Source organism: Parendozoicomonas callyspongiae, from assembly GCF_023502345.1.
In the GTDB taxonomy this organism is placed as follows: domain Bacteria; phylum Pseudomonadota; class Gammaproteobacteria; order Pseudomonadales; family Endozoicomonadaceae; genus Sansalvadorimonas; species Sansalvadorimonas callyspongiae.
Genome location: NZ_JAMFLX010000016.1, coordinates 1 through 25,943, shown reverse-complemented (window position 1 = coordinate 25,943; position 25,943 = coordinate 1). Strand labels below are relative to the sequence as shown.

General features: G+C 49.2%; 24 protein-coding genes. 1 reads left to right on the top strand and 23 read right to left on the bottom strand.

The genetic code is table 11. The features are described from left to right. Window positions 1-641 precede the first annotated feature (641 nt). Entirely contained in the window at window positions 642-968 is a 327-nt protein-coding gene (locus M3P05_RS12450) for a hypothetical protein (RefSeq protein WP_249700014.1), read from the bottom strand. A gap of 560 nt (window positions 969-1,528) precedes the next feature. Here M3P05_RS12450 and M3P05_RS12445 point away from each other — a divergent pair. Beyond that, on the top strand, window positions 1,529-2,497 hold the full coding sequence (locus M3P05_RS12445) for an IS1595 family transposase (protein ID WP_249700013.1): 969 nt from the start codon (window positions 1,529-1,531) through the stop codon (window positions 2,495-2,497). Window positions 2,498-2,747: 250 nt separating this feature from the next. Here the strand turns inward: M3P05_RS12445 and M3P05_RS12440 are convergent, their stop codons facing one another. From M3P05_RS12440 to M3P05_RS12335, 22 genes are all read right to left on the bottom strand, one after another. Then, window positions 2,748-3,083, bottom strand: coding sequence for a hypothetical protein (locus M3P05_RS12440; protein WP_249700012.1), 336 nt, complete (start codon window positions 3,081-3,083; stop codon window positions 2,748-2,750). A gap of 124 nt (window positions 3,084-3,207) precedes the next feature. Beyond that, entirely contained in the window at window positions 3,208-3,594 is a 387-nt protein-coding gene (locus M3P05_RS12435) for a hypothetical protein (RefSeq protein WP_249700011.1), read from the bottom strand. A gap of 58 nt (window positions 3,595-3,652) precedes the next feature. Further along, complete coding sequence (locus tag M3P05_RS12430; protein WP_249700010.1) at window positions 3,653-4,252, bottom strand: type II secretion system protein N; 600 nt, start codon at window positions 4,250-4,252, stop codon at window positions 3,653-3,655. Further along, a complete protein-coding gene (gene gspD, locus M3P05_RS12425; RefSeq protein ID WP_249700009.1) occupies window positions 4,221-6,104 on the bottom strand; it encodes a type II secretion system secretin GspD in 1,884 nt (627 codons plus the stop codon). Before gspD ends, M3P05_RS12430 begins: the two co-directional genes overlap by 32 nt. A 724-nt stretch (window positions 6,105-6,828) precedes the next feature. Beyond that, on the bottom strand, window positions 6,829-8,730 hold the full coding sequence (locus M3P05_RS12420; protein WP_249700007.1) for a hypothetical protein: 1,902 nt from the start codon (window positions 8,728-8,730) through the stop codon (window positions 6,829-6,831). Further along, a complete protein-coding gene (locus tag M3P05_RS12415; protein WP_249700006.1) occupies window positions 8,730-9,302 on the bottom strand; it encodes a hypothetical protein in 573 nt (190 codons plus the stop codon). Before M3P05_RS12415 ends, M3P05_RS12420 begins: the two co-directional genes overlap by 1 nt. An 11-nt stretch (window positions 9,303-9,313) precedes the next feature. Further along, on the bottom strand, window positions 9,314-10,321 hold the full coding sequence (locus M3P05_RS12410) for a hypothetical protein (RefSeq protein ID WP_249700004.1): 1,008 nt from the start codon (window positions 10,319-10,321) through the stop codon (window positions 9,314-9,316). Beyond that, entirely contained in the window at window positions 10,321-13,860 is a 3,540-nt protein-coding gene (locus M3P05_RS12405; protein WP_249700003.1) for a hypothetical protein, read from the bottom strand. The genes M3P05_RS12410 and M3P05_RS12405 overlap by 1 nt, the downstream gene beginning before the upstream one ends. Before the next feature lie 12 nt (window positions 13,861-13,872). After that, entirely contained in the window at window positions 13,873-14,259 is a 387-nt protein-coding gene (locus M3P05_RS12400; protein ID WP_249700001.1) for a hypothetical protein, read from the bottom strand. Continuing rightward, the gene (locus tag M3P05_RS12395) at window positions 14,260-17,091 is read right to left on the bottom strand and encodes a tape measure protein (protein WP_249700000.1); all 2,832 of its coding nucleotides are present in this window, start codon (window positions 17,089-17,091) and stop codon (window positions 14,260-14,262) included. Window positions 17,092-17,127: 36 nt separating this feature from the next. Further along, window positions 17,128-17,871, bottom strand: a complete 744-nt coding sequence (locus M3P05_RS12390) for a phage tail tube protein (protein ID WP_249699998.1) — start codon at window positions 17,869-17,871, stop codon at window positions 17,128-17,130. Window positions 17,872-17,896: 25 nt separating this feature from the next. Beyond that, window positions 17,897-18,301, bottom strand: a complete 405-nt coding sequence (locus M3P05_RS12385) for a DUF6838 family protein (protein ID WP_249699997.1) — start codon at window positions 18,299-18,301, stop codon at window positions 17,897-17,899. Next, window positions 18,282-18,872, bottom strand: coding sequence for a phage tail protein (locus tag M3P05_RS12380; protein WP_249699995.1), 591 nt, complete (start codon window positions 18,870-18,872; stop codon window positions 18,282-18,284). The genes M3P05_RS12385 and M3P05_RS12380 overlap by 20 nt, the downstream gene beginning before the upstream one ends. After that, entirely contained in the window at window positions 18,862-19,146 is a 285-nt protein-coding gene (locus M3P05_RS12375) for a hypothetical protein (RefSeq protein WP_249699994.1), read from the bottom strand. The genes M3P05_RS12380 and M3P05_RS12375 overlap by 11 nt, the downstream gene beginning before the upstream one ends. Further along, a complete protein-coding gene (locus M3P05_RS12370) occupies window positions 19,131-20,126 on the bottom strand; it encodes a major capsid protein (RefSeq protein WP_249699993.1) in 996 nt (331 codons plus the stop codon). Before M3P05_RS12370 ends, M3P05_RS12375 begins: the two co-directional genes overlap by 16 nt. 47 nt (window positions 20,127-20,173) lie before the next feature. Continuing rightward, the gene (locus M3P05_RS12365) at window positions 20,174-20,539 is read right to left on the bottom strand and encodes a head decoration protein (protein ID WP_249699992.1); all 366 of its coding nucleotides are present in this window, start codon (window positions 20,537-20,539) and stop codon (window positions 20,174-20,176) included. 46 nt (window positions 20,540-20,585) lie between these two features. Further along, on the bottom strand, window positions 20,586-21,611 hold the full coding sequence (locus M3P05_RS12360) for a head maturation protease, ClpP-related (protein ID WP_249699991.1): 1,026 nt from the start codon (window positions 21,609-21,611) through the stop codon (window positions 20,586-20,588). Continuing rightward, window positions 21,595-23,073 carry a phage portal protein gene (locus M3P05_RS12355; RefSeq protein WP_249699990.1) on the bottom strand — a complete coding sequence of 493 codons (1,479 nt, stop codon included), beginning with the start codon at window positions 23,071-23,073 and terminating at the stop codon, window positions 21,595-21,597. Before M3P05_RS12355 ends, M3P05_RS12360 begins: the two co-directional genes overlap by 17 nt. Then, the gene (locus M3P05_RS12350) at window positions 23,073-23,273 is read right to left on the bottom strand and encodes a phage head-tail joining protein (RefSeq protein WP_249699989.1); all 201 of its coding nucleotides are present in this window, start codon (window positions 23,271-23,273) and stop codon (window positions 23,073-23,075) included. Before M3P05_RS12350 ends, M3P05_RS12355 begins: the two co-directional genes overlap by 1 nt. Window positions 23,274-23,284: 11 nt before the next feature. After that, the gene (locus tag M3P05_RS12345) at window positions 23,285-25,030 is read right to left on the bottom strand and encodes a phage terminase large subunit family protein (RefSeq protein WP_249699988.1); all 1,746 of its coding nucleotides are present in this window, start codon (window positions 25,028-25,030) and stop codon (window positions 23,285-23,287) included. Window positions 25,031-25,178: 148 nt separating this feature from the next. After that, the gene (locus tag M3P05_RS12340) at window positions 25,179-25,586 is read right to left on the bottom strand and encodes a hypothetical protein (RefSeq protein ID WP_249699987.1); all 408 of its coding nucleotides are present in this window, start codon (window positions 25,584-25,586) and stop codon (window positions 25,179-25,181) included. A 56-nt stretch (window positions 25,587-25,642) separates the two neighbouring features. After that, window positions 25,643-25,943 (bottom strand): hypothetical protein (locus tag M3P05_RS12335; protein WP_249699985.1); only part of this gene is annotated, 301 nt, incomplete at its 5' end.

Genomic DNA, 25,943 nt, shown 5'->3' with positions numbered 1-25,943 from the left:
ATTCCGCGCGTAACCACTAACCTTTTCAATAGATGTTTTGAAGGAGAATTCAGATGCTATGCCATGCTGTGTAAATGCACTTACTAGTATAATTACTGAAAATATTTTACTTTTTTTAAACATAATATGTTAATACCATACTTAGGATGATCAATAATGTGAATAAATTTTCTTCCGTATACAAATAGATTTAATTTTTTATGGTTACAGATGTTAGTCTGCATGATCTCATGTCTCCCCAAGGACCACGACTACTTCCATCAACTTCGTAATATATCAACATATTTTTATTTAAGGATAAGGCCGTTAGAACTGTCGAATATACAGTTGCATCTGGAATCGAATACAAATACACACTTTCACACCCATGACCCAAACCATCCACCCAAAGCATCTGCATATTCCTGGCTCTTTGAAGTGAATGATTAGAGGCGTGAGCTCGAATTGATACTATATCATCAGGACTGATGTCTAATGTTTCTTCAGTAATAGAATACCCATACATGGGCAGAACCAAAAGTAGCAATAACATTAATCTATTCATTCATTTATTTTCTTATGTGTAATAATATTTAGTCTGCATTCAGCTTCACATAATATTTTGAAGTTAGATTCATTCAAAAACAGGCATAGTGGAAAGACTACATAACTTCAACAACATTAACTTCTGCATGATTACTGCATTCTTGATTTCTCTTTTCTGCTGTATGAACTTTGACTGTTTTATTAGACATTTTTGATGCCACGATCATTCCATATATCTCGCTATAACCCAAGTGTTTCTGGCTAATAACGAACCATGAACTACCGGTTCCATCTACATTGTTAATACCACTTAAAGTGACAAATAGACATGGTCTCCCATCTGGGGATCTGATGTAAGAAACTTTACCACTGTAAGACTCGGCAAATAGGTAAGATGAAACCATTACCGAACCAAAAACAAATAAAATAATCAACTTTTTCAAAATGCATCACCAAAGAAGTGCTGAATCAAATAGCAATAAAACTATTGTTTATTTTTATAGTGCAGGCAGCAATTTGTGATACAGCAAACCAACCTAAAACCCAGTTCAAATTTATAATTTATTCGAAACTACATTGGCTGAAACTGAATTTTTTGCAAACTGGTAAAGACCATCGCCATAATTCTGAATCGATAGTGCATTATCGATTCTTTCCATTCTCTGGCGACATAACTGTATCTGTAAAATCTGTTAAATTATTATGGTGCCAACATTATGTACTCAGGAGAGGGAGCTAAATGATAAGATGAAATTGAACCGCACGAAGGAACATCCGAATAAGCAACAACTACTTTACTATTTTTTGTCTTTGCCGTTTGAGAAATGGAAGCCCACCAATTACAAACATCCTCTGTGACTCCTTTCCACTCTTGTTTTATATTGCAAACTTGAGTCCACTCATTTCGCCAACTACCGGTTATATATAGACTCCCACGGCTATGTTGCCCATAAGGGTTGAGAGAGCTACTTTTGTTTGACCTCCCCCAGATAGAGGCTCAGTTATGCAGTCTCAACAGTTCCAAGACATTCTTAATTCAATCCCGTTATTAACCAAGCAACAGAAAAATACTCTGTACAACTCTTTGAATGAGCAAACTTGCTCTTCTGATATTGCAACAGCTGTTGAGAGTAGCTTTGTGAAGGCTCCCAAATGCCCTCATTGCGGATCAGAAGAGCTGTATCGTTGGGGTATTCGCAATCAGCGGCAGCGTTACCGTTGCAAGTGTTGTAACAAAACATTGAACTCGTTTTCCAACACTCCACTGGCTCGTTTACGGCACCCTGAAAAGTGGAGTCAGTATCTCGAAGGCATGACTCACTCTTTGACATTGCGCCCCGCAGCAAGGGAGTGTGGGGTTACACTGACAACATCTTTTCGCTGGCGGCACCGCATTCTTGAGGCCATAACTAACGATCAGGCATCGGAGCTCATAGGAATAGCGGAACTTGACGAAACTTTCTTTCGAGAATCCTTCAAAGGACAGAGAAAGAATCTTCCAAGGCCGGCCCGCAAACGGGGGAATGATAAGAAATCAGATTGTCGCAAGATTCCAGTCATGGTTGCCAGAGACCGCTCATGTCATACAGTTGATGGCATTTTGAATAATGAGTCAGCTAAAGAGCTCTGTCGCCATCTCAATGGTCGGATTGATGTGGAAACCGTTGTGTGTGCAGACGCAACGCTTGCACATGAGAAGCTTGCTGCGACATTAGGGTTCACCTTCAAAGAACTGGTCACTTCCGCTGGAGAGAGAGTTAAAGATGGTGTTTTTCACCTGCAGCACGTCAATGCGTACCACAGCCACTTGAAGGGATGGACTTCAGGGATTTTTCATGGTGTTGCAACGAAGTACCTGCCGCATTACCTGGGCTGGCGCAGGGCTCTGACAGGCAAATATGAGCTAACGTTAGAGCGCCTTAGCAATAAAATTATTGGATGCCTTGGCTTTCAACCTTTAAAGGCAACATAGCCGACTCCCACTCTTATGCAAGTATAATCCTTTTATATTTCCAGTACACCATTGACTGTTGGCATTTACATGTGCAGACAGAGAAATCATGATAATAAATATACATGATAAATATTTCATCGTATTTAAATTCCAAAACTTATTTGAGGTATAGCGCTACCAGAACATTACTTGCTACAGCTTCAAATAAAAACATTTCCACTCAAAATGCTCAAAACCTCAATTTAAGCACTTATGAAACAAGCTCTTACTATTTCAATCTCACTTTTTTAATCACACATCGCTTATCTTGATGTGCACTATATTCAGTTGTTATAGTAACAGTTTTACCAGCCATATATGCTGAAAGTGAAATTGCCAGAATAGCATCAAAATTCGGCGCGTTTTTTGCTAGGTAAGCACTATCAGGATATCGAGCATCGACATGATTACAAAATCTATTTCCTACACCTTCGCCAAAACTGATTTGTAAAGCTTGATGATTTGAAACGACCTCTGACTCAATCATTGTAATAATGCCAGTATCTGAATCAGCCAACAGAGGGCCACTCAAAAGTAGAATTAAAGGGAAAAAATATTTCTTCATAAAAACGTACCTGGCAGATATCCACAGGGCTCTGTTCAGAAATTTTGTTGATACTGATTTAAACGATTCTGTTGCTAACTATCTCGCATTCTTTCTATGATGCAATGCCTACAATCACCATTAATCAATCAAAAATTATACGCAGGTCAGAGACGACCGGTCGATTTTTATTGCAGCCAGTCCTGTGCACTTTAAACTGTACAGAAGATCCTGATGTTCCTGCCGCTAACGCAATTGACATGATATTTCTACCGACGTTATTACCAGCCGAGTCTGTCACATGCAGAATGTACATATCTATGAGCGTACATTTTGCAGGGTTTAGCATGGATTCATTGTATTTAAATTCAATCGCAACTGAGTCTGTGCTCCCCTCTGAGAAGGCCATAATACTCTTTATCTTTTGAGGCTCACCCCATGGAGTAGTAAACGAGTCGGCTCTAACACCGGTGCTTATGGCGATTAATGCAGCCAGTCCAACTGGCAAAAACACATATTTCTTCATCTTCACGTAATAATCATGCCCATAGATTAAGGATATTAATTTGCTTTGAGCCCTGGATGTCTTGCTATTGCTTTGTCGAAACAAAACTCATCCTTTTTTCTTCCAACCGCTGCTTAATAGCAAGCATATCCGCACTCATAAAATCCGAAGTTTTCTTGGCTCGCTTCTCAACCTCAATTCCTTCCATCACAATTTGGTCTAATTCAAGCCGCTCGTATTGGCCTTTCCGATATAGCGTAATGCCATTTTTGCGCACTTCGTAAAGAGTGACTCCCGGTTGTATTTCTTCACCGGCCTGCACCATAACGGCCTTACTGCCAGTGTCTACCATTGCAGTGGAACGTTGACTGTCTGCACTATAAAAAATGGCCTGTAATGCCAGAGGTAACTTGGTGTCCGGCAGGCTCTCTGCCACCGTATTCAGTTCCGGCTGAAAGGTGCCAAACATTTCAAACCCATTAAGTGCCTGGTACGGGTCTACTCGTTTCTGCTTTTGTTCACTGGCTATTTTGATAGGTTTCCAGCCAGCTGATGGCTCTCCATACCAATGGTCCCAAAGCGATTCACCCAACCCTTTTACCTGCCAGCATAACAACAAGACCAAAACAAAAGCCGTACAATTAGCTGCTTGTTTATTGAGTTGATGACTGCGAGTTTCGTCCATCAGATGCATCCTCCTCAGGGGTGACCAAAGTCCAGACATCGTCCAGGGTCGGGGCTGGCAGGTTGGAGTTGATACGAATGCGTTCATATCGGTCGGCACTGGCCTGTTCGGCGGATAATTCATCCCGCAGAATGGTGGGCTTCAAAAAGACAATCAGGTTTCTCTTTTCTTTTTCTACCTTTTTGCTACGAAACAGACCGCCCAGCAACGGGATATCTGACAGGAGTGGTACACCATCATGGGCGATTTTTTCTTCTTCAGAAATCAGACCTCCCAGCACCAGCGTCTTGCCATCATCGACCAGCACCCGTGTTTTGATGGAACGCTGATTGGTCACAATATCCCGGGCTCCATTGGCATTCCCGACACTGGATATCTCCTGATAGATCTCCAGACTGACGGCATCTCCCCTATTTACTCTTGGCTTAACAGAGAGCTTGATACCAACGTCTTTACGCTCATAAGTCTGATAAGGGTTATTGGTGTCAGTGGATGAACTTGTCGAGCTGCCGGTTACAAAGGGTATGTTCTGGCCAACGACGATCTCGGCCTCTTCATTGTCCAGAGTCACCAGACTGGGTGTCGAAAGTATATTGGCATTGTCTGATGTTTTCAGGGCACGAATCAGCGCACGCAGAGAACCATTATGATAAAAACCCAGTGAAAGCCCTGTTGCCAGAGCCACTGGATTGCCCGGAAACGAGTCCAGGCTGCCCAGATTGGCTACGCCGTTTCTTGTTCCGCCATACCAGCCTTCGCCATTCAATGCCGTCCCCGCTGTATTCCACTGGACCCCAAGAGTACTAATATCCCGATCACTGACTTCGACAATGACGGCTTCCACCAGAACCTGCACTCTTCTCAAATCCAGCTGACGTACCACCCGCTCCATGGTATGCATTAATCCGGGAGGAGCGGTTACAATCAGAGCATTACTGGTGTCGTTGGCCTGTATACTGACTTCCACATTCTGCTGAACGGCCCCTTCCTCCGTGCCTTTCAGGCTTCCACTTAATGATTGCAAGATAGGAACCAATTGAGAGGCAGTTTGATAATGAAGGTAGAGAACCCTGGTGTTATCTGTTCCCGACTTGCTGCTATCAAGCGTGTGAATCAGTTGCTTTAATTTTTCCCGGAACTGGCTATCCCCAGCCAGTATCAGGGAATTAGTGCGCTCATCAGCACTGACCGTGATTTTATACTGTACCTGTGAGCCTGTGTTGGTGGTTAAACTCTGCGCGATCTCTTTCACAGTGTTCAAAACATCTTTGACCCGGGCATATTTCAGCGGGATCACATCCAGAGCCAGCTCAGGTGTTTTATCCAGGCGGTCAACAATATCATTAACCTGAGCCAACACCTGGGCTGTACCGACCATAATCAGTGCACGACCTCCTGGCATGGCACTTAAATGGCCGGATTGCGGCAAAAGAGGTCGAAGTGCTGGTATCACCTGCTGGGCATTGATATTTGCAAGGTCCCGAACAACAACGGCCAGCTTGTCCCCTTGTAACTCCTCAGGATTGGCCAGAGAGACACCGCCTTCTCGTGCTATAACAGTTGGTACAACCTTACCAATCCCCCCTTCGTCAATCAGGGCATAGCCATGTACCTGCAAAACCGACAGAAACAACTGATAGATCTGCTCAGTTTCCAATGACTTTTGTGAAACAACCGTGATTTTTCCTTTAACGCGAGGATCAATAATAAATGTTTTACCCGTTTCTTTCGCAACCCAGCGTACAAACGTTAATAGATCCCCGTTTTTAATATTGATACGGGCTTCCAGGGCATTTTCTTTCGGTTGTTCTTTAGCTTGAACAGGGTTTACCCCAAATAATAAAGAAGCCACCAATAACAGTATGGGAATAACCGGCCAATTTAAGAGGGAAGTGCATATTCGGGATGAATTTTGAAAGCGCAAAATTGACAATAATCTCATAACAACCTTGTCTGACCGGCTTATAAGCAGATCTGGCACGGAAAATCTGGAATGGCACGCATAATACTTATGCGCTCTTGATAAAACCGAAAATTCAATAGAGTTGATGGTAATTATTCACGCTACCGCCCGGGTATTCCTAACATTCCTATGTAAGAATGTTATTGCGCCTGCAACAGATTCGCAGTCCATTGCTACTACCTTCGACGAAAGTTGAATTGTGAAGCCAAAACTGTTCATTTAGACAAAAATGCTGGCATCGCTGATTTGTATGGAACGATATTCCGAATAAAAACCTATCAGCAGTTATTTTGCGGGGTAGGATGAAGGATTATGAATTGCAATACATTGATATAGGTCGTGTATCGAACTGTATAAATGTATGCCAAGTTGTATCAAGGTTAAATTGTGACGCTCAGAAAGGGCAGAGTCGGTAGTTGGCGCTGGATGATTCCATCTTCCACCAAGGCTAACTCCCCTATAGGAACTGATTCTCCCTTCACTGTCAGGTGCTCTCCATTGCGGAGAACCAACGTGCTGGTACCATTTTTGTTATGACTGTACACAGTTGCCACTATTCGAGTGGGTTTAGGGAGAAGTTCTGAAAATCGCTTCCAAGGGTTTGCAGTCGCCATCAGTAGTGTTTTTCCAAACCAAGGGTTTGAACAACACGGCCGGAACCGCTACTGCCTGTTTTTATGTGAGTAGATAGACACAACCCCACCCACGATGGCGTTTCCATAACTTCCACCAATTCTCCTGGCAGAACAAGCCCAGGTTCCTGTTCAGAGTTGGTCAATGGAATATCCATATTCACAACGGCCTGCGGCCCTCCCCCTGATAAGAAGTTTCTGCCACGCTCGGTATTTACGGCCACATCCACCAACCAATCCTCGATAATATCCGGTGCCGGTTTATCCCCGGCAGTGCTACTGCGCGTCACCTCCACAGCAACACCTTCATAGGTACCCGATACATATACGACATTATGGGCAGGCTCCGGTGACCACTCCACACTCATATTCAGCACCATGCTTTCAGGTACTGAATGATCAATGGGTGTACTTATCTCTCCCCACGCCCAAGGACTGAACTTGTACCGTGGCTGCACGAGAAAGCTGTCTGTGTCTGTTGCTGGAATAACAACAGCTCCTGCCGTGGTAGCGACTTTTGCTATCACTTGCATCGGGCTTTGATCCACATAGCTGAAAACACCTGCTGGGAATGTCCAATCCGGTGTGGTTCCAGTGCTGGAAGTGTCCCATGTCAGAGTGAATCCGGTATCGGTGAGTTCGACCTGTGCAGCTTGCTTGGCATTGATAGGGGAAGCTTCAGTTTTCGTGCGTAGTGGAGCATAAGGCTCCGATAGTAACCGGGTGCGACTCTGGCCACGGATAGAGTATCTCTCCCGGTTAAAGCTGCGCTGAGCAGAATAACTCTCCACCATAAATACCCACTCCCAGCCATTGATCGTTACCCTGATATCCTTTGTTCCAGCGGCATCAGGTTCAATCATGGCCAGAGTTGCACGATTAGCTACAGTAGCCTGCAGCTGCCATGTGAAGGAGTCGATATCCAGCTCGATGCTGATATCAAGAAGCTCTATTGGAGTGTCATCGCCCTCTCCATAATTTAAGCGCACCACATTGACTGTATTCATAAGCAGATAGCAATCCTTGTTTTCAGCTGGCTCTGGTGGGGTTTCCGGACCTTTCTCCCCGCTGTAGGGAATCTGCTTGATTTTGTCCCTGATTCGTTCATATCGGCCCTCACCCCATGGAACTCTGGCAGACAGGTTATGTTGTGTAACCTGCAGCCAACGGATGCCCAGCGGGGAATCTTTCGGCTGGATGGGGTGTTCGGAAATACTGCCACCAAATTGAAACCAGATTGGTGGCATTGATTGTGGGTGGTAAACAACACCCTGAAAACGAAAGGCCAGTGCGCCGGGAGGGTCATTCCAGAGTGGTGGTTTCCGATTATCATTTAACCGCCACTCTGGGCTTGTGGTATCGACCCTGAACCACCGTGTGGCATAAGCCAGATTTTTGATGGCGGGTTGCCCCCACAGAGCCTTGGTGGCGAGGCTGTCGGTGGATTGGGCTTTACCCCAACAACCCAGTGTTGGGGACGGGTCTGTTGGTTTGGTGGCCGACCACCGGGTTTCTGTTTCAGCCTCTTGTTCCTTTGCTTTGCTCCAACCTACCCCTGTTACTTTTTCCTGTGAGGGAACTGTATCCCAGCCCAAGGAGCGGTCTTCTGCTGGCAGCTCTGCGGCCTGTTGGTGGCAACTAGTTACATAAGTGCTTTTTTCTGCAGCATCGTTCCACCCAGTAGGAGATGTTGCGGACTGATTTGTTCCTTCTCCCCAGGCAGAGGCAACCCTAACTACCAGTGAAGGCGGTTCTGGAAAAGCAATCACCACTCCGCTGGTAGCCAGGTTCAGTTGCAGCAGATTGCCGTCAGGTGGTGGAGTGTAAACAGAACCAAAGAAAGAGAACCGAACTGCATCACCAGCCTGCAGCGGGTAAGTCACTAACTGTTACTCGCTTGAGCTACCGGTATAACTGGCCCATGGCAAATTGGCTGGAAATATTGTTTTGCCTGGAATGTGGCTGTTCCACTGGTACCGGTATCATTGCTGCCAGTATCGACCCACCAGGCAGGTTCATCCGCTCCAGATATTCCCGCTTCAGTGCAGTGGTAAACAAAACCAAGGTACTGATCTGAGGATGTGGGATGAACAATATCCCCCACGGCATAAGAGGTGTTTGGCTGCCATGTCGTGCCGTAGTGATCGACGGCAATCACCAAAACGGGATCGTTGAAAGCTCCAACTTCCAAGTGAAATGTTCCATCAGCCTCACTGGTTGTTGTTCCAAGCACTTTGCGCTGATAGCCAACACCAGGAATATCCTGCTGGTGAAAGCTCAGAGCAAACACGTCTCGTCGGGCAGGTTCCCCTTCAACCTGCAGAGTTCCGGCAACATAGCTGCTGATTTCTGTCCCGGAAGATACATCGATAACAAGATTATCTCCGACAGGTACCTGGTAGTTGATGACGGAGGAGAGATTGAGGGCCGAACCATCCGGTGCATAGATTGCCATATCGCCTCCTGTCAGCTGTAAATAGGTACAGGAGTAACAGGCCCGTGCATAAAGGGCTGCACAATCTTTTCGGCATTAAAAATGGCTGTGCCGGTTATCAACTGATCAGTGGGCCAGGGAGCATCAGGAAGAGGGTCGCCGGTTGTACCAGCCTGGACACAGATATACCGGTAACCATTTGGGCCTTTGGGGTGGGTGATATCGTCCAGCTCGTAAACTGTTCCCGGCAGGAGAGTGGTGCCGTAATCATCAAAAGTATAAACCAGCACACCATGGGTATAGGGAGAGGTTTGCAGATCATAACTGCCATCAGCCCCGGACGTTGTTTCTGAGATCAGTTCATGCCTGCCAGCCCCGACGGCCCGAACAATTCGTGAGACCGGATTACCATCCACCAGCGTTGTTCCCATCACATGGGTATAGGCGGAATAATCTCCACTTTGCGGAATCAGCACAGGAACCGAGCCGCCAGTGATATCCCAAACATTGCTATCAATACCGGGGTAGCTGGCAGGGTCTGTATCCGTCGCCGAAACATCTATTTTCGTATTGCCGCTGTTGCACCAATAGGTTGTCCGGTCACTGCCGTGGTACTCATTGATGATTACTCCGGTACAGCTGCCGATGCGGTCACCATAGATTCTGAACTGCGCCCAGCTCTGAATCTGCCCATCCATAAACTCAAAACGGACATTTTCGAAAAAACCGTAATCATCCCCGACTATTCTTGAGATCTCATAAGGCCCGGTCTTGATAAACTGGACATGCAGGTTGTAAAGCCTGCCATTAAAATCGTTATAAAGTGATGAACCGCTTTGTCCGGCATTGCTTACGACATGGCCTTTGCCATCTATCCAGGAAGTGGCGGAAAAATACCCACCCATATCCATGCCACCCATATCAATATTTTTGATGACTTCATAGTGGCCACCGCCACCCTGAAATGCATCCCGCATCTGCTCAGGCGTTTCGATCAGATAAGGATTTGCCTGGGTTCCATCGCCGTTATAACTTGCCATCAGTCTGCATCCCCCCTGACTTGTAAGGTGAACTGGTCATCCTGTCGAGTCCCTTGTCCGGCCAGCACTGTTCGTACGAGCCAAAGTGGAGCTAATGCACCTTCGGTATCAAAGCGCAGAACATTGCCTGATACCCAGCCACTCCCCCAGCCATCAGCTTCAACCGTCCAGTAAGGTGTAGCGGTTTCTGGGTTAACAGGTGCTGCATTTGCAGATGTTGATCCGGCACCAATAATCCCCAACTTTTCTTCAATAATTTGAAACGACGATGTCCCGGTAAACACCAAAGCCCACTTACCTTCAATGGCTCCTTTGTTGTCGATCTGAATGGGGTAGTTAATCAGGTTGTACTGCGCTGTGGTTTCATCACCTGCACGTGAGTTCATCCAATTAGGAGCACCACTGTTCCAGGTGCGCTGGGAAAACTCGTTTTTTACCCGGGCCTGCAGATCGCCATAAACCACAGCAGAGCTGACAGTGGAGCCTTGGGGGAAATCCCATGCCAGTGGTGCAATGATGGAGATATCACCGTTGATCTGAACATCAGAGACGATGCTCATCTGCTCGATGCGATCCTGAACCGAGAAAGGCCCGGTTAAAGCATTACCGCCTACATCTTGCAGAATGAGCGGGCTGGAGAATGTTACCTGCCCAGTTTCTAGATTGGCGGTGTACTGTGATGGATCAAGAGCCTTCCCCGCACTATCAACAACAGCGATAGAAACCTGATGATTTCTGTTGATGTTAATTACCTGCCCATCCGAAGGTGTGCCCACATCCGTGCTTTGGGTATGGGCAAGCACCACAACATCACCGGCACGGTAAATCGGTACACGACCATCGGCAGGCAGGCGCACCGGATCAAGGCCAATCAGAGAGGAGTCAAAGGGAATACTGGTGAGAACAACGGTATTGAAAGAGACTGTTTGCGGAAGCACATCAATATCATTCGTCCCGTCCGTGAAATGGATTTTGCACCAACCGGTTTCGCTATCAACAAAGCCATCCATTTCCGAGCTGACAATATTGCCATTGAAGTTAGATGATGCTGATATGCGTTCCCCGGTATCGGCACGGTTGGCCCAAACCTGCAAACTGCCTGCCCGCAGCGGAGCGCCCGGTGTCCTGAAAGCAATATGGCTGGTTTGAAAACCTGCCCGGGAAGTGGTCATGGCTTTGATGGACAACCCTCCATTCAGGCCATCGGGATAATCTGTGAAGGTGGCGAGTCCTCCGGTGTAATCGACGGAGCCGACAGCGGTGCCTGCATTTGTCTGGCTGCTGATGTTCTTGTAGAGCGTACCAGCCCGATCAAAATAGGTTTCACCGGCCCAGGTGAAAATAATGCTGCCTGGTAGAATGGCATCACTGACCAGAGGTAACAGGTCAACGGTTATCTCCGGAGATGTAATGGTTTCTGTATTGGGCACATGACTGAGGCTATTGCTCTGCGCTTTGGAAATAACACCATCACCTGGGAATACTTCAGCTTTGGTAAAGCTGTCATACACCATTTGGTAACTGCCACCGCCAAGGCCACCACCCTGACGCACAGCACGAGGCTGGCTGTACTGATAATCACCAGCCACTTTGACGGTAAATGCTCCGGAGGCATAATCAATAGTGCCGGTGAAATCCTGCCAGCCACCCTGACCATCATCATGGGCAGTACGGGTCTGGGTTTCAGTAAAATCAAGATTAGCTGCGCCTTCAATAATGCTGCCCCGGCTGGCTTCACGCTCCACCAGCCATTCCAGGCTGATACTTCCAGGAAGTAATGGCGCATCAGGAATTGTACCGGTGAAGTTTCCCGCCCCATCTGGAGTACCGGGAATATTGATGGTGGTGACCGTACCTTCTTCATAGGATAAAGACAGATCAGTGCCAGCATCTGGAATGGTTTCTGGCACAATACTGAGAATGCCATCGGCATAGTAAACCGTTCCGGTTCCATCGCCCTGCAAAATACCGAAGCCATTATCAGTGATGGTCTTTTCGTTCCCGTCACCTTGGTAAGTAATGGAAACACTGCCCGGCTTGATGCCGGGTTTCTCAGTGATATGGCGTACTTCAAACTGACCAGGTGTCACCGAGCCTGCATGAATGGTGACCTCATCATTGTTCTGCAGTTTGTAGGCGATAACGATGGCCGAGTCAGGATCGGGCATGGCCTGCAGGGTTGCCGATGCAGCCCCGGAGGCATAGTCCACTGTGCCAGTGCCAAAACCTTCCAACACACCGTTGCCTGCATCAGTCAGGTCATACCATTTCCCCAAGGCCAGATAGCTGATAATCAATGTGCCCGGTTCCGGAAGGCCACCCCCCGCTCCCAAGTCAAAGGTATAACTGAAACCTCGGTTCTGGCTGGTAATCTCCATTTCTGCGGAGACCATATCTCCAACCATCACAGCACCAGGGCGATAGGACGCTGACGCACCGCTTGCAAAACTACCAGAAGATTTCCAAACATCGATCTGACCACTTTCATAATCAACAGTCAGTTTGTCGAAAGGGTTGGAGCCACTGGTATGACCAAATGTGCCGTCACCATTATCTTTGTATGTGCCACCAGCAATGCTCAATGTGATAGTTCTGGGGACAGCGCCTGACTGTAAAAAGGCCCGTGACTGGTTACCACCAATCAAACCAAAGGAAAGTGACACACTACGACTGGCCCCGCTGGTGGCATGCATCACCCGGGCAGTGTAAACACCATCCTGGTTAATCAGTGGTGTTTCACTCTGTGCACTGGGCACCACCTCTCCATAAACACTTTTCACCTTAAACGTCAGTTTGCCACTGTTGGCATTCTCCTCCAGATGTTGAATGCCATAGTAGCGGGCGGCATCAGCAACCTGGGTATCCTGTACCCGGGTATTATCCACACCGTTCTGTTTATCCATACCTGCTGGATTAGGAATGCCTCCTGGAAAGGTAAACTCCAGTGGTGCTGAAACCCCCAGCTCCAGCCTGCGCCGTTCAAAGTCCACGTAGGAACTCTGGCCGGTGGAATAGGTGAAGGTTTCCACGCGGCTGTCCACAGAGGTGATGCGGACATACTGCTCCTCGGAGCTGGTTTCATTCAGCAGCCGGTAGACCTCCCCGATCTCCGGCAGGCGGCTTTGCTCCCGTTGTACCGCCAGCAGGGTACGCTGGCCCTGCAGCTGGTTACCCAATAGATCCCAGCTGGTGTCTACCGAAGGCACCACATAGCTTTCGATACGGTTGCGGGCATCAGAGCGTTCATCGGTCTGGCTCCCTGTATCAAACAGTACCACACCGACTTTCTCATCCTCTGGAGCAGAGGTAAGAATGACATGAGCTCCAAGGTAGGGATCAACATTATCGGTACTAACCCCGGCAAACACCTTACGCATAGAAACATCACCCACTGTGCGGTCTATCCGGGAGATATCCCGGAACAGGTTATTCACCTGTCCGTCCACAACCTCCGTCCCGGTAGCCCTGCCGCCGCCGTCTTCGTCATCGGTGAGCCTCTGGGACTCGTACAGCTTGATATCTTCCTTGTTGATAGCCATAAACTGTCCTTGTTAATCTGCCTCAACCGTCAGCAGCCGAATAACCACGGTGTAGTAATGTTCGCTTTCAGGTGTAACTAGAGGTAAAACCTGTTGGGCTTCAAACGGGGAGCCTTCTGTCCGGTCAAAAATTACGGTGAAAGTTCTGGAGTCAGGCAAGGTGAGAGTCATCTTGTGAGCAGGTGTTTCTGCCAGGGCAAACAAGGCTTCCAGCTCGGCAAGCGTGAGCCAGCTGTTTTCTCCATCACCCAGAACAATGCTGCGCCCATAAGTTTTCTGACTTTCCGAAACTACAAAAGCACCGGTTAGGCTGCGCTCTACACTTTGCGCGACTGGTGACCAGTCAAATTCATTTACCCAGAGAAAATTATCCGGCAGCGTCAGGGTATCCAGTTGCATTTATGTTGCCCTCATACCGGCCTGTTTCAGGGCACGAAGCAGTTTGGTATCGTCACCCTGATTAACACCGACATTCACTGAGCCATCTGGATACTCAAGCCGAATCACTTTCGAAGGTGTAACAGGCGTTTGTTTTTGCTGTGGAAGTTCGGCTTTCTGCTTTTCTAAATTCAGCTGCCTTTGCAGGCGCTCTTCTGCTTTTCTCTGTTTGCTGGTTTTCTGGAACACTTCACTGTTCAGTGACAAAGCTTGCTGCAGATTGACCATGGCTTTTGAATTGCCGCTGCTTTGTGCCTCTGCCAGCTGTTGCTCGAGATCTCGTTTCCGGCTTTCATAACGACGTTTTTCAATTGCAGTTGTATTGCCCTCGAGTCTGTCCAGTTCATCCTGCAGGCTTTCTAAAGTCGAGCGACTACTGTCCTGCAGGCTGCGCATCTGCCGCTCAGCCTGAGCCAGGGCGCGGTTAAGAGTGTCCATATCCTGCTGGTCGAGGAAGTCGAGAATATCAGCAGCATCGGCGGCCTGTCGGGAAAAGGATTCAGCAGTCAGCTCACCGTTTTCCCATGCCTGCATTAGCTCTTCAAAAGCCAGCTTCTGTTCGAGAAAGGATTCCTTCACCTCAAGCGAGGTCTTTTTGGTGTTGTACATCCACTCACCGAGGCCGGACGTATCCAGTCCTCGGAAACCCTGTCCCATTTCCTGAATTTGGGCCACAGTTTGCTCAAGGGTATGGCGCAGGGATTCAATATCGGATTCCAGTGTGCGGGTGTCGGCTTCAGTAACTTGATTGAGGTTTTCAAAGGCAGCCAGGGCAGACGCTGACATGCCTGCCAGCTCGCTTTTCAAAGCTCCCATATGGTTAGCCATGGCCTGAGAAATATCGGAAGCGCGTGACAAGCCTTCACTTCCCGCCTCACCAGCGTCCTCTATGCCAGACAATGCATCCGCAACACCCGATGCTTCTTCTTTCAGGGCAGCGTATTTCTTCTTTGCCTCATCGGTGGCTTGTTCGGTATTTTTCTTCAGACTGTTCTGGCTGGCTTCAACCTTTTTATTACTTTCCTCAATTCCTGCACCTGTGGCCTCAATGCTGGCTTTGGCCTGCGCTAGAGCATCGGCTACCTTGGGTGTCTCTCGGGTTAAAGCTTCACCGATTGTTTCGTAGTTACTGCGGATTTTCTCGGCATCTTTTACTACTGAATCAGCAAAGGCTGACATCACAGCCTGAGAGCCATCGCTAAAGAATTCAATCTTTCGTTGCAGCTCTTCAAAGCCCAGTGCTCCGACAATGTTTGCTGCAGCTTTGGATATCTGGGCAATGGCCCCGGTAATAAAAGTCGCCGCACCTTTAACTACCAGCTTCAGACTGTTAAACAGTGCCCCGATACCATTTCCCAAAATCTGAAAGGTAGTGATCACTCCACCAGCTGCATCAACGATTTTTTGGAAACCCGCCGTGGTGCTGTTCACCACTTCATCAATGGTCAGGTTGGAGAAAAACTGCTTGATACTTTCGGCTATGGCGATAAATGTGCCGGAGATATTTTTCGCCAGTGTTTGCAACTTGCCATCGTTCGCCAACTCATCAAGACGGTTGCCGAGAGAGGTGAGCTGGGCCTTGATATAGTCCGTCCAGCCTGAGTCGCTGACTGCTTTCTGAAACAGCAGCCATCGGTCTTTCATATTGGAAACAAGACCGGACATGGTTTTCATATTCTTGGCTGCGGCCCCGAGACTGCTGTTGCCCATCTCGGCAATCAGGCTCTTGATCACATCCTGCCCAAGAGCACCGGCCTCAGAGAATTTGCGGAGCTCGGTGACGTTCTTGCCGGTAGCCTTTTCCAGCAGTTGCCAAACCGGAACACCGGCCTCGATCAGTTGCCGGAGTTCTTCGCCCTGCAGTTTTGTTTTACCGAAGGCCTGTCCTACCGCCAGCGAGATACGCTGGAGCCGGTCAAACTCACCACCCAGCTTGGCATTCTGATCCACCAATGCCTGCAAGGTGCCGTCCATCGGATCAATGCCGAAGTTCTTCAGCCGGATAAAGGCCTCGGAGACCTGATCCAGTTGCAGTGGGGTACTGCGGGTGAAGTCCTTGATCCATTCGGTGGCCTGCTGACCAGCTTCTACCGATCCCATCAAAGCTTCCATCTGGATAGCCAACCGCTCGAACTTATCGCCGGTTTCCAGAACACCCTGGATGGAGCGTTTCAACAGGTAGAACCCGGTTCCCGCCAGCACCAGATTACGGAAAGACTGCCCCAGTCGTCTTACGCTGAAATCAGCCTTGTCTGCATCACGGGCCGCTTGTTTAAAGCCGGTTTTCTTCAGTGCTGTTCGTGATTGCCTGGCTTCCTTTTGAACCTTATCCAGGGACTCTGCAGTTTGCTTGAACTCTGCCTGCAAACGGTTCTGTTGCCGGGCCAGGTTTCTGTTTGATAAGCCATTACGAGCCAGCTCATCCCGAAGCTCTGCCAGCTTTTGTTTTTGCTTCTGGTATTGGCTGGAGAGCCCTGTCACAGTTTTGCGGGCAGACACCAGCTGGTTATTCAGCTTTTTGGAAGGCGAAATAGCCTGGGCCTGCTCCCTGGCCAGCCGTTCTACTTTTAAGCGAGCTTCGCGGTAAGCACGACTAACTGACTGAACCGAACTGGCCTGAGCTTTAAAGGATGACAGAAGGCGGGATTGCTGTTCGAGAGTTTTCAGGCGAGTCTTTAAGCCCTTGGCCTGGCTCTCTAATTGCTCCAGTGATTCGCTGGATTTACTAACAATACGAGAGAGCAGGTCTCGGGCTTTGAGTGTAAGGCGAATGGCAGAATCACGAAGAGCCATGGAGTGACTCCATTACGGGAATAGGGAAGGAAAGACTTACTCGGCAAGATCCAGTCGCATAAAGGTACTTAACCCTGCTCCTGTAATGGTGACATCAGCCAGGATATCCATAGCCAGCGAGATCTCGGCAAAGTCCTCGGAGATAAAACCAAGGTTCTGAACCGGCGAGAATTTCACCCGGTGGACTTTGATAGTGAACGGCTTGCCTTCCTGGGCATCGTTCAGTCCTTCCATAAACAGAGTGAACTCTTTACCGGATTCCACCAGGGCCTGGATCATATTGCCCGGTAGTGGTGTGTAATCCACGGTCAACTGTTCGCTGGAAATACCTGCACCACCAATCACCTGAATGCCAGACTTGGTCAGCTCATAGTCAGTACCTTTCACCATTTCTTGGGCACTGCTGTTGGTGACTGTAATGGTTTGATTCAGGTTGGGCAGGTAAGCAAAAGGAATCAGCTCGCCATCAATACCATGGGCTGTCAGTGCTTCATCGGTAATAGCTGTCGCTCCAATCTCTGTTAATGAAGCTCGGAGCGCCAGGGCAATATTGTCCGGAGTAAAGTCATGGGCCTTAATCGAACCGGTAATACTGGAGATACGGGATACTACATTGCGCACACCTCCACCGCCCAGATAGTTTTTCTGCTCCTTCTTCTCTTCTTCAAAGCTGAAGGCAAACTCACTGATATTGCCCATGGGCAGAAGTGGGGCAGATTTATCATAAGGCTGAATATGAACTGAACCGGCTCCAATAAAACTGTGGTCAACGAATGACATAGCGTTCGTCCTTGAGTTGTTGCTGTTACAAAATGGCTTCTACGGTCAGGGTGCTGTCAGCAAACGACAGCTGTCCGCGAGAAGGCGCGATATCGAAACGGGTATCGCTTAATGTGTGGCTGCGGGAAGCAGGATTCAGACGATCAACAGGGTTTAAAGCTTCACGAACCTGCCGGGTCAGAGATAACAATTCGCTGGTGGTTTCTTTGGATGTTTTTACTACTGCGCTGATATTGAACTGCAGCTGAAGCTTTTCCCGGGAACCCTGTCGTGCTGTTTCTACCAAATTTTCCAGTTGAACCAGAATGGCCGGTGTTGAAAGGGAATCTTCCAGTCCTATGGCAGAGTACCCGAGCCTCGTGTCTGCTACTGTCTTCAACCTTTCAACGATGGCATCCACAATCGCCTGTTCATTCGATTCGGAAGGCATAGTTCAGCTCCTGTTGTACCAGCGTGCTGAAACGCTCAACCAGCTGGGGCTGAAGGGAATCAATAGCTTTGCGGGACGCTTCCGCAATCGGTAGGCTGACTTTCTCAATGGGAAGCCCCATCCAGATTGTTCGACCACTTTTCAGGGAGAGCTGCTTTTTGTGCTTCCAGTCAGGTGCTCGCTGGAACACCATATCCCGGGAACTGCTGGCAGGTTGAACGGTAAAAGCACTTTCCCAGAAGTGTCTGCCGGTTCTGACGCCACGGCTGTTTTGAACTGGCCTTCCCAGGTAATGAGCCGGAATATCATTCAGCCCGATCCAGATGACCAACTCATAATCTTCTGATCGTTCACCGGGTTTATGAAGTGTCAGTCGCACTCGTCCCAGCTCTTTGATCTGTTTCTGGGAAACCTGAGTGGCACGGCTTAAGGCTCTGAGCACCTGTCGCTCTGCAAAGCTTGATAGTTTTCTGAGAGCCCGCTGGATAGCTTTGTCTGTTTTGGCTGGTGCTTCCTGAAATTCCCGAACCAGTTTTTGCAGAGTACTATCGAGATCCAGATCAATCTGCATGCAGGCTCCAGGTCGCCAGATAACCGTTATCATAAATCCGGCGGTCGATAACCCAACTGCCGGTTTCTGAAACAACCTGATCATCCCTTTGCAGGGAAAGGTTGCGATCAATGGTGAGGGTTGTGATCCTCTGCATCACAGCATCAAAACTGCCAGTAGGCTGCACATCCCTTTTTATGATTCCGGTGATGGGTTGTGAGCTGCCGTTGCTTCGATTCAAAATGAGCGGCTGGCCGAAAGTGGCCAGCACTGTCTGGCTTAACTCATTGTGCATTTGATCACCGCCCTGGGCTTCAGGCAGATAGGCAGCGGGTTAGACTGGGTATGGAGCTGAACGCCTTTGTTAAAGTCCAGTGGCTTCTGTTTGGCGTAGAGCGGCAGACCGATCTGGTTAGCCACTTCAAAGAAATCTGCCGGAGCAAACCAAGTCTGGAAAATATCGGAGCCAACCGGGAATACATAGGCCTCATCCGGATCGATAAAAGGAACGCCCTCGATCTGCCCCAGATACTCTTCCCACATGGTGTTGCAGTAGTGGAAGCCATCACGCATATCATTGCGCAGCATGGCTCCAGCCTGATAACGCTTGTAGGACTCCTTCACATAGTCGTGGCCGACCAGCTCATCGTAGAAATTGGCCCCACAGAATGCATGGAGATGGTCGTACATAGTGACCCCCAGAGCTTCATCCACTTTACGACGCATCTGCATACAGTTGACCCGCACATCCAGCGCTTCATCGGAAAACTCAAACTCGTGGGTTTGCTGTTCCACGCCAAACTCATGAAACAGGTCGTAAATCACCGAACTGCCATCGGCATCCAGAATCTGGCCTTTGATCGCCCCTAAGCGCAGATGTTCGAGAGTCACTTCGTGGTTGGCCCGCAGGTTTCCCAGTCGTTGATTCACCACAGTGCGGATACCTTGCAGGGCACTGTTGGAGCCGAAGGCCCGCACATTCTGGACTTCATCCGCGAGAATGGTGCTGTCGTGGGGAATATGGGGGACAGCAAAGGCACGCACTTTACGTTTATCTGCTTTACCCTGGGTGGCTGGTGCACCACGTTCCTTGGTGGGCAGCAGCTGCAGTGTTCCCTGCTTGGATTCCACTGTCGCTGTGGTGGTATTGATACCGCTGTCAACAAACAGTCCCATCTGCCCAATTCGGCCCGGTTTATGGGGTGCATCATTAATGGTGGCGGTCAGGCTGGTCATGCTGAACGCATCATTGCTAAAGATATCAATCAAGTTCATCCGTGAAATCTCCCGGTTGTTCGAAGAAATTGGCGTGTTTGCTGACGTTAGCGGAGAATGATATCCATGGTCGCCAGCTCCCCGATGGCGGTGGCCTTCTGCTCATCGGTGATAGCTTCAGGCCAGATCAGAAGGCTTTGATCCACTTCTGCCTGGCGTGCAATCAACACAGCCTCACCGCCAGTCGCATCCGTGGTCGTGTTGTTATAGAGAATGCCTGCCGCCATCTGGCTGCCATCCGAGGCATCAACATCCAGAGGGCGATACACATCGGTGGCTGTGTTTTTGCCCAATACGGTGCCGGAGTACAGGGTTAAACTGGGAGCCAGTTCGATCTGCTCCCGGCTGATTGTGTTATTTCCTTCGGACACCAGAAATTCTCCGGTGTGCACGGATTCCGTCAGGGTTGGCATGGTTTGGTCCTTTATCTATGAAGGGGACTGCTGATGAGATGAGCGATCAGGCGTAACAGTTTTTATTGCGTTTTTGGTAGAGCGCTTCACTGTCGATATTCAGACTCGGACTGTTATTGGGTTCCTGCTCATTGTGCTGTTGCTGGGGTGTCAGGCTGTTATCAATAGTGGTTTGGTTGGCAACCAGCGTCTCAAACAGATCCGTTCTTACCTGCTCGACAGATTTCCCGGCCTGAATAAAAGTGGCGGCCTGGTCAGAATGGGCCGCTGCACAGAGGGTTTTGATGGTTTCGCAGTCGGTCAGCCGCTGGCGGACATTCTCAACAGATGCCTGAGTTCTCAAAAAGGATTCAGCCAGTTCCGGATACCCAGCCTGATTGCAAAGCTGCACGATAGCCAGAGCGTCCGGAGCTGAAGTTGTCACCTGTGATCTGTTGAGCGACAGCGATTGACTGGCTTGGGGTGCCGCCTTTAACTCATCCGGCACATTCTGAAAAATGGAAAGATCCAGACTGGCTGCCAACTGAACCGGTTGGTCAACAAAATCGACCAGACCATGCTCATGGGCTTCTTTAGCGGTAAACCAAGTTTCGTCAGCCATTAATGGAGTAATGTCTTCAAGGGGACGACCAGATTTTCCAGAGTAAGCCAGGGCAATGGCTTCCGTGGCCTTGTCCAGCATATCCGCCGTACGCCGCATATCTTCTGCTTCACCGCCAACCCAGCCTAAAGGGTTATGAATCATCATCAGGGAGTTGTCAGCCATAGTGATGATATCCCCGGCCATGGCAATCACGCTGGCAATGCTTGCAGCCAGCCCTTCAATGCGGACATGAACATCTGCCGGGTGATAGCGCAAGGCGTTATAGATGGCGATACCGTCAAACACTGATCCGCCAGGGCTGTTAATCCGAACCACCAGTTCATCAGCATCAATGGCTTTCAACTCATTGACCAGCTCTTTGGCAGAAAGCCCCTGCCAGTCACCGATCACATCATAAATCAGAAGCTCCGCTGGTTTATCAGCCATATTTTTGAGAGTGAACCAGGGCTTATTACGCTTTGCGCTCATGGGTTTGCTTTCCTTGCTTGGGTTCTTTTGTAATCTGGCGGGGATCACTATCGTATTGCAGGTGCAGCTCATCAGCGCGCCGGTTATCGGCAGCGATCTCGTCATCAATCTGTTCGCTGTCATAACCCTGCTCAGACACCACCTCTGAGCGGGATTTAAAACCATTTCGTACGGCCAGTTTCTGGGCCTGCATATCCTGCACCGGATGAATGTAAGCCCAGCCATGGGGAATCCATTTCACCCGGTGGTATTTGTTCTTTTGGTTAGCGTAATCAGGCGCAGAGATTGCGCCAGATAGTACGGCCAGATCCAGCCAACGGTTCCAAACCGGACGGCAGAGCTGGAACACAATCTGGTTATGCTGGATCTGTTGAATACGGCGGCGAAATTCATTCAGTACTACGCGAAGTGCCCGATCACTGACGCCTTTCATATCCCCGGACAATAGTTCAAAAGGCAGTCCCATTCCGGCTGCTGAGGCCATGAGCTGCTGGCGCATAAAATCCGGGTAACCCGTGGCAGAACCTGGTGGTGTGTTGAAGTCCACTTCTTCACCTGGAGCCAGCTCCTGAATGGTGCCGGGCTCCATGGTAACCATGGGGATATTTTCAAAGTTAGTTTGAATGGTTTTCCCAGTGAGGGGATCAACTCTTTCCTGTTCTGGGTGGGGCTTGGTAATAAAGCCGGTAAAGAGATTAGCAATCTCCTGCCGCAGTAGGGTGGCGTCATCAAACTTGTCCAGATGGAACATCCGCAGCAGTACACTGGCTAAAAGTGGCTGCCCCCGGAGCTGCCCTGGACGCAGAGGTTCATAAAGATGAAGAACTTCTGAGGCTGGAACCCGATGCAGGTCAGCCGTTTCTATTGAAAACTGCTCCACTGGATGAGAGCGGTGCATCCAGTAGGCAACCCGCTGACCAATCTTGTTAAACTCAATCCCGGCCCGAATGGTATGACCATTGGCCAGCTGGTCGTTGTAACCCCAGGGAACAAATTCCGCTTCTAAAACTTGAAGTTGCAGAGGAACAGAAAGATGATCTTCCGGCTTTCTTGGACGAAGCCTGACAAAACATTCACCGGCTTCCAGCATGGCTCTTGCTGCCAGCGACTGTTGGCCATAGAAATCCAGCATGCCATCAGCATCGGATTCATCGGTCCAGTCCAGAAACAACTGCTGCAGCTCTTTGCGGAACTGATCATCGACCGCTTCGCTTTTGGGTTTGATGCCCGTGCCTACAATATTGGCTACCAGCTTGGTAATCCCGGCCTGTGCCCAGGGATCATTGCGAAGGGCGGCCCGACTGCGGTTGATCAGTGTGCCCAGGTCACCAGTCAGGCCACTGGTTGGTCCAGTCGATGGTGCCATCCAGCTAACCGCCCGCCGACCATGACCTGCCGAGGTATAGGCATAGTTGATCAGCTTTCTTAATAGAAAGCCGGTGACCTTTTGCCGAACCCCCATCAAATACCCTTACTACTGACGATGCCATACTGCCGTGGACGCCTGTTTTGCTTAACCAGCTCCTGCTCAATAGCTGCCAGACGTTTCTCCATCTCTGAAAAGCTGTTGTACTCCACTTTCTGGCCGTCAAACTCTACGGTGCGAGTGTCACGCAGCAGTATTGCTCGCTTTAGGGCGATATATTCCTGTTCTGTAATCATGCTGTTCCTTGCTATCCGAGATAGGAACTACGGGACGAGCGCCTCGGGCGGGGCTTTTGTTCAACAAGTGCGGTTGTTTCGGCCATCACATCAGGTTCAGGGCGCTGCTCTGCCAGTCGCTCCAGATTCAGTCCTCGATGCTGCTGCAGAATCCTGACAGCCGTCAGGGCATAAACCCGACAGTCCAGAGCCTCATTGCGTTTCTTGCGGGCATCCCATTCAAAGTAAGCGACACCTTTGCGATACTTGCGCACTTTCTCCTCAGCCGTGGCCTGTTTGAAATAATCTTCATCAAAACAGTCTTTGATAGGCCAGTGGCAATAACCAAACCCCGGCTCAAGAATCCGATAACGCTGGTAGATCAGCTCCTTGGCAGTATCGGTGCCCACCAGAGTGAGATAGACACCTTTCTTATTGCGGGTTTTGGGGAAATTAGCGATGGGTTTTCCTGCCTGGCTGGCCCCCTTGATCGGAATCAACCAGTCAATGCCCATCCGGCGGCTGAAGGCATAAACCTCATCGGTGTAATGACCGCCTGAGTCCATACAGACCTGGGCGATATTCATCATCACACCATCTTCGCGTCTGTAGGACTGACGAAGCTTCTCAGCAATCACATTCCAGATTTCTGGCCGGGAGAGGTCACCATAGAGCCGGTAATACTCAATCGACCAGCTCTCTTCGCCTGCGCCCCAGCCCACAACTTCAAACTCAATCCGGTCATCCTGAACATCAACACCGCAGGTTAAGACCTCTGCCGACCAGGGTACTTCAGCAGGATAATGTTCACGACGCTGATACAAGAGTTCATGGTCAACCGTTTCCCCCTGTTCCTGCCAGGTCTGGCCAAGGACTGTGTTGGTCCAGTCTTTCAGCAGAACCGAATCATTTTTGGCGGCCAGAAAATCAGCCACCGCATCCCGCCAGCTGTACCAGCCATTCGGGCTGTAGAGTGAGCTCAAATGAAAGCCTGCTACTTTGCCGTCAGCTTCGGGATTCATTGAAACCCATTTGCCACTTTCCAGAAGTTTGGGTTTGTCGTGTTCCTTCATTTGGAATTGGCAGGCGATACATTCAAAACAGGTTGTATCCGGATCGTTGTCTTTAAAGCGAATCTGCTGCCATTCAATAGGCTGGTAGTGACCACAGCTGATGCAGGGCACCTGGTACTGACGCTGGTCTGAGCTTTCATAACCGGTTTCGATCTTGCTGGCCCCGGCAATATTGGGTGTTGAGACCATCAGGATTTTGCGATTGCGGGAGAAGGTTGCCGTCCGTTTGATTGCAAGGTTTATCGGGCTGCCTTCCCCATCCACATCATCGTCATAGGCATCGACTTCATCCAGAAACAGAAACCGGGCAGGCATGGAGCGAAGTCCAGTGGCTGAGTTGGCTCCGGCAATAATCAAAACACCGTTGGGAAACTCCTTCACCAGCTGGGTATTGCCGGAATCTCTTGATCGGGCATCTTTTACCCGCTCCTGCAGAATGGACATCTCCTCAATCATGGGAGCAATGCGCTGCTTGGAGGTTCGCTTGGCCATATCCAGAGTGGGCAGCACATACATCATTGGCCCCGGAGTATGATGAATCACATAGCCCAGCCAGTTATTACCGCACTCTGTGCCACCGACCTGTGCACCCTTCATAAACACGACACGTTCCACCGGAGATGAGGGAGACAAACAATCCATAATCTCTTTGAGGTAAGGCGTTCGTGCTGTACGCCAGCGCCCTGCTTCTTTGGCAGCTTTCATGGGCAGGATGCGATGCTGATCGGCCCATTCCGACACAGTCAAACGCGTATCAGGCCGGAGCCCAGATAGCAGCCCCTCGAGGTAATGTTGCTTCATGGTTAACCCGTGCCAGATCTGTCACGGAGAGATGGTGTTACATAAATACCGGTTATATCAGGATCTCATCAAACCAGCTTTCATCGACTTCTCTATCAGCCTGAAGGAAACAGTGAGTCATTCGGCAGAAACATTCCGCATCAAGCTGGTAGCGGCCAGAGCTTCCTTCTGAAACCAGCAGCTTGCCCCAGTGCAGTTTCATATCAGGAATATCTGTTATGAAATCATTATTACGCAGATGGCAACCTGCAATGCTGACACCTGAATCAATAGCTCTTCTGGCTTTTAGCAGCCGCTTAAAAGAAGCGGGAACCAACTTAACGGTGAGGCGTGAAGGCAGAGAGTCGACCTTGGGATTGATCGATCCATGAATACTGAGCACATTGAAGTTAATTTCGCAGCAGATAGTCTCATCATATTTGCGCTGCTTTTTGGCTTCTTCTTCTCTATCGCTATCCATACACATTCTCCCGGCCATCCCTGCCTTCTTTCAGTTTGGAAAGCCGGTCACGATAGTCAAGTGCTTTCAGACTCACTTAAAGATTGCAAAGCTGATTCGATTTCATTGTAAAGCTGAGTTCTTACCTTACCAGGATCGCATTCTGCAGCCAGAATATCGGCCATACGATCAGGGATGCCGAGAAGAGCATCTCGCACCAGGCGACCTGCCTGAAAAGCTTCCTCTCTGACTTTTCGTGCATCAACCAGCTGCTTTTCCCTTTCCTCATAATCCAGCTTGGCCATCTTGGCTTTGTACGCTTCACGCATAGTTCGTGCAGAGGCGTAATCTACAGCTTTGCGGCTATCTGTTGGCGCT